A 3,744-nucleotide genomic window follows, 5' to 3' on the forward strand; every position below is an offset into this window, starting at 1 on the left:
CGGGCCGGCGTCGTGCCGGACCGTCGGCCCGACGCCGAGGAACGCGTCGGCCCAGCGCCCGACCTCTTCGAAGACCTTCTCGCGTACGGCGGGACCGGAGAGCGTCAGGTCGTGCATGCCGCCGTCGAAGCGGGCCAGGGTGACGTGCCGGCCGAGCCGGGGCGCCCAGCGGACCATGTGCTCCACGTCCAGGACGGCGTCGGCCAGGGTGGCCGACTCGTGCCACTTCGTGCCCTTGAACGAGCGGGTGGAGCAGGCCAGCAGGACCGGCACCGGGATCTCCAACCCGGCGCGCAGCTGCCGCTGGCCGGCGCGGATGGCGTTCAGCCAGCCGGCCCGGACCGGGAACCCGGCGAGCGGCTTCCACTCCAGGTCGTAGCTCCACTCGCCCCGGTGCTCGGCGTGGATGCTCTCGCCGTACACCGTGCCGAGCCCGAACGGGAGGATGCGGTGCGGCGCCCGGCGGCCCAGCCGGGAGACGGCGGCCGCGAGGGGTCGCCGCACCGCCCACGGGGCGTTGAGGTCGAAGAAGGGGCTGTTGAGGAAGAGGCCGTCGACGAGTTGCGCGTCGCGGCGGGCGTGCGCCCAGAGCGAGACGATCAGGCCGCCGGTGGAGTGACCCATGGCGAGCAGGGTGTCGTGGCCGTCGTCATCACGGATGATCTTCGCGGCGGCGTCCAGCTCGGGGAAGTAGTCGCTGATGTCGCGGCAGAAGTTCGGGGTCTGGTGCGGCAGCAGGCTGCGACCGTACTTCCGCAGGTCCAGGGCGTAGAAGTCCCAGCCCCGCTCGGCGAAGAAGTCGGCCAGGTGGGTCTGGAAGAAGTAGTCGACGAAGCCGTGCACGTAGAGCACGGCCCGCCCGGTGGGGCGGTCGGCGCGGCGGCGGACCAGGGTGGCGACCACCGGTCCCTCGCCGTCGCTGCCCAGCTCGATCGTCTGCCGCTCGTACGGCGGCCCCAGCACGTCCGGTTCCACGAACGCGACGGTACGCCCGGAAGCTACCCGGCGGTAGCCCCGGCGCGCCCGGCCCCCGCCCGCCCGCACCCGGCGAACGGGGACCTTCCGGGCGTACGCCTCAGGCGGTCTCGGCGTCGACGCGCTCCGCGTCGGCGTCGGCCGCGGTCTCGGCGGTCGGCTGGCTGACGTCGCGCAGGTGCTTGTTGTGCCGCGGCTCCTGCCGGGTCTTCGCGTCGTTGAGCCGCCGCCGCAGGTCGTCGCGGACGTCGTTCAGCGCGGCGTGCAGATCCTCCTCCGCGGAGGTGGTGACGATCTTCTGCCGGCCGGCGATCCAGCACTCCAGGGTGACCTTCTGGCCCCTCGCCTCGCGGTCCTTGACCGACACCTCCAGCTCGGTGGCGTCGGCGTGGAAGCCGGCCAGCCGGGCGTCGAGGGTGGCGAACTGCTCGGCGATCCAGTTCCGGTCGCCCTGCGAGAACCCGGCGCCGACCCGCAGGCACTCCGCCACGGTGGCCGGGTTCGCCACGGCGCTCATCGCCGCACCTGGCCGGGGACGTGGACGGTGCCGGTGGTGGTCATCTTCATGATCGCTGACCTCTCGTTCGTCGTGCTGTTCGGCGGTGCGCTTGATCAAATCCATACCCAGTCGCCTTCCGTCCGGAACGTGACCCGCCCGGCGCCCGATCGTCGATCCGGCGTTCGGCGGCTCCGGCTCTAGCACAGCGGGACCTAGATCAGGGTCTTGTCCACGGTGAGATGCTTCGTCCTGCCCGGTCGGCCATGATCGTCGTGCCCCCGGCGCTGGTCTGACTCTTTGTCCACCTGGCGCCTCGGCTGCCCTTCGCTTGATTTGTCGGCCGCGCCGGGTGCACGCGCCGAACGGACGGGTGTGACCTGACAGGAGCCTGTGCAAGAGGTCCCATCACCGTGCTGTCCGTCCGTCCGACGGTGCGTGCTGCCCCGGTTGGTCACCTGGAAGGACAGCACCGCCCACCATGACAAATCACCAATACGAAGTCATCGGCGGCGTCGACACCCACGCCGACACCCACACCGCCGTGGTCATCGACGAGGTCGGGCGGATGCTCGGCCACCGCCAGTTCCCCACCACGGTGGCTGGCTACCGGGCGCTGCTGGCCTGGATGAGTGACCACGGTCCGGTCCGGTCGGTCGGGATCGAGGGCACCGGCAGCTACGGCGTCGGCCTGGCCCGCTACCTGCGCGCCCAAGGCGTGCACCTGCTGGAGGTCGACCGGCCCAACCGTAAAATGCGCCGCCAGCGTGGCAAGTCCGACCCGATCGACGCCGAGGCCGCCGCCCGCGCGGTGCTGGCCGGCACCGCGAGCACCACCCCGAAGAACCGAGACGGGCAGGTGGAGGCCATCCGGGTCATCCGCGTGGCCCGCACCTCGGCGGTGAAGTCGCGCACCGCCGCGATCAACGCCCTGGTCGGCATGGTCCGCACCGCCCCGGAACCGCTGCGCACCCATCTGCTGGACCTGCGCAACTCGGAACTGATCATCACTGCTGCCGCGCTGCGGCCGGCCATGGACATCGCCGACCCGATCGCGGCGACGAAGACCGCGATCCGGCGGCTGGCACGCCGCGTCATCGATCTGGACCGCGAGATCCGGGCCGCCGACGTCGACCTGCAGGTGCTACTCAAGCAGGCCGCCCCGCAGCTGCTGGAGTTGCCCGGAGTCGGCCCCGAAGTCGCCGCGCAACTGCTCATCACCGCCGGCGACAACCCGGAGCGGATCCGCGACGAGCGGGCCTTCGCCGCACTCTGCGGGGTCTCACCCATCCCCGCCAGTTCCGGGCGCACCGACCGGCACCGCCTCAACCGAGGCGGAGACAGGATGGCCAACAGAGCCCTCTACATCGTCGCGGTCAACCGGATGCGCTGCCATCCCGAGACACTCACCTACGTCGAGCGCCGACGCAAACAAGGACTGAGCAACAAAGACATCTCCCGATGTCTGAAGCGGTACATCGCGCGTCAGCTCTACCCACTGATCTTGGAATCACTGCGCATCCGACCCCCGTCATCCACAGCCCTCGCAGAGCTCTGACCAGCGCGGCTTGCATTACAGGAGCATCAGGCGCTCCGGCTGTCCACAGGTCGACGTCCGGCGCTGGTTCCCGTCGCCCCGAGCGGCCAGGCTCGGCGGCGAGTCGACTCGCCATGGCAAGCCCGATCTCCCCCTGGAGGGACGATGTTCGAAACGTACGTCACGGTCGTGGGCAACGTGCTCACCGCCCCGGAGTGGCGCCGCACCACCCAGAGCAACACGCTGGTGGCCAACTTCAAGGTCGCCTCGACGGCCCGCCGCCTCGACCGCGACAGCGGTCGCTGGGTCGACGGCAACAGCCTCCGCGTCCGGGTCAACTGCTGGCGCAAGCTCGCCGAGGGGGTGGCCGCCTCGGTGATGGTCGGCGATCCGGTGGTGGTCTGCGGCCGGCTCTACACCCGCGACTGGACCGACGACGCCGGCAATCACCGCACCCTCTACGAGTTGGAGGCGGTCGCCGTCGGCCACGACCTGTCCCGGGGCCGGGGTCGGTTCCTGCGCAACCGGCCCACCATGGCGACGAGCGCGGTGGAGGACGTCGACGCCGAGCACCGGGTGCACGGCGAGGCGACCGAGCCGGTGCCCGACGGGGAGGCCCCCGCCCGGCTCGACGACCGGCCGCTCGACGACGACTTCGAGCTGCCCGACTTCACCGCGGCCCCGGCCGGCCAGGGGGCTGCCCACCGACGCCGCCTTCGACGGCTCGCTCGACCCG

5 protein-coding genes are annotated in these 3,744 nt (G+C 71.4%); 3 read left to right on the plus strand and 2 right to left on the minus strand.

Annotated features, from left to right (window positions below):
• Together NCC78_RS29090 and NCC78_RS29095 are read right to left on the minus strand one after the other, a co-directional pair.
• Positions 1-975 (minus strand): alpha/beta hydrolase (locus NCC78_RS29090; protein ID WP_250798535.1); only part of this gene is annotated, 975 nt, incomplete at its 3' end.
• Positions 976-1,075: 100 nt separating this feature from the next.
• Positions 1,076-1,492 (minus strand): HPF/RaiA family ribosome-associated protein, encoded by a 417-nt coding sequence (locus NCC78_RS29095; RefSeq protein WP_250798536.1) that lies wholly within the window; start codon positions 1,490-1,492, stop codon positions 1,076-1,078.
• 36 nt (positions 1,493-1,528) lie between these two features.
• Between NCC78_RS29095 and NCC78_RS29100 the strand changes: the two genes are divergently transcribed.
• The 3 genes from NCC78_RS29100 to NCC78_RS29110 all read left to right on the plus strand — a co-directional run.
• Complete coding sequence (locus tag NCC78_RS29100) at positions 1,529-1,675, plus strand: hypothetical protein (protein ID WP_250798538.1); 147 nt, start codon at positions 1,529-1,531, stop codon at positions 1,673-1,675.
• 277 nt (positions 1,676-1,952) lie between these two features.
• Positions 1,953-3,029: an IS110 family RNA-guided transposase gene (locus tag NCC78_RS29105; protein ID WP_250798539.1), complete on the plus strand. Its 1,077-nt coding sequence runs from the start codon at positions 1,953-1,955 to the stop codon at positions 3,027-3,029.
• Between the two features lie 144 nt (positions 3,030-3,173).
• A partial coding sequence (locus NCC78_RS29110) for a single-stranded DNA-binding protein (RefSeq protein WP_250798543.1) occupies positions 3,174-3,744 on the plus strand: 571 nt, incomplete at its 3' end.

Source organism: Micromonospora phytophila, from assembly GCF_023656545.1.
In the GTDB taxonomy this organism is placed as follows: Bacteria; Actinomycetota; Actinomycetes; order Mycobacteriales; family Micromonosporaceae; genus Micromonospora; species Micromonospora phytophila.

Bases quoted from the DNA above. Each gene is read 5' to 3' on its own strand.
- NCC78_RS29105 (WP_250798539.1), top strand. From the start codon at position 1,953: ATGACAAATCACCAATACGAAGTCATCGGCGGCGTCGACACCCACGCC.
- NCC78_RS29095 (WP_250798536.1), bottom strand. From the start codon at position 1,492: ATGAGCGCCGTGGCGAACCCGGCCACCGTGGCGGAGTGCCTGCGGGTC.